Here is a 777-nt window from a genome sequence, read left to right as displayed (position 1 = left end):
TCCGTCAGATTTTTAAGGTTGGGCACAAATGTCATCTCCGAATCATGCCGAGCTTCGCAGCAGTTTACAAGTGCTGACTAGTTACGTCGCTTTGGACAAAGAAATGACGGGCGGATTCAACTGGTCGATGCAACACCTCTGTTCCAATACGGAAATCGGAGGATGAGGCTATGAAACGACAAGCAAAACCGTGGTTGACGTCGACCCAGAAGGGGGAGATTTGGAAGCGCTGGCGCGCAGCGGAGTCTGTCAGCGAGATTAGTCGGGCGCTGGAGCGTGAAGTGGGCTCGGTGCATCGGATGCTTGCTAAGCGCGGTGGGATCGCACCGCCGCCAAGAAAGCGCTCGCCACGTGCACTGACGCCCGAGGAGCGCGAAGCGATCTCGCGTGGGCTGAGCGCAAACTGGTCTTCAAACCGCATTGCAGCGAGCCTGAACCGAGCGCCATCGACGATCAGCCGGGAGATCGAACGCAACGGCGGCCCGATAAAGTACCGCGCCCAACAGGCCGACGCCAATGCCTGGAAGAGCGCGCTACGGCCCAAAGCGTGTGCCCTTTCAAACCGGGCGCGACTACGCATGCTCGTGGCGAGTAAGCTCAAACAACAATGGGCACCTGCGCAGATATCGGGCTGGCTCAAACGGCAGTTCCCAGTCAATAAGCTCATGCAACTATCACACGAAACGATCTACCGAAGCCTGTATGTACAAGCCCGGGGCGTCCTTAAAAAAGAGCTGATGGAGCATTTGCGCACCCATCGCGTGATGCGACGCGCTA

At 57.5% G+C, this 777-nt stretch carries 1 protein-coding gene; it reads left to right on the top strand.

Annotation, left to right across the window (positions count from 1 at the left end):
- Window positions 1-170 precede the first annotated feature (170 nt).
- The coding region (locus tag FH08_RS0133840) for a helix-turn-helix domain-containing protein (protein WP_031362606.1) at window positions 171-777 on the top strand (607 nt) is incomplete at its 3' end.

It is taken from the genome of Caballeronia sordidicola (assembly GCF_000729995.1).
Lineage (GTDB): Bacteria > Pseudomonadota > Gammaproteobacteria > Burkholderiales > Burkholderiaceae > Caballeronia > Caballeronia sordidicola_A.
This window is presented reverse-complemented; position numbering and strand designations above follow the sequence as displayed.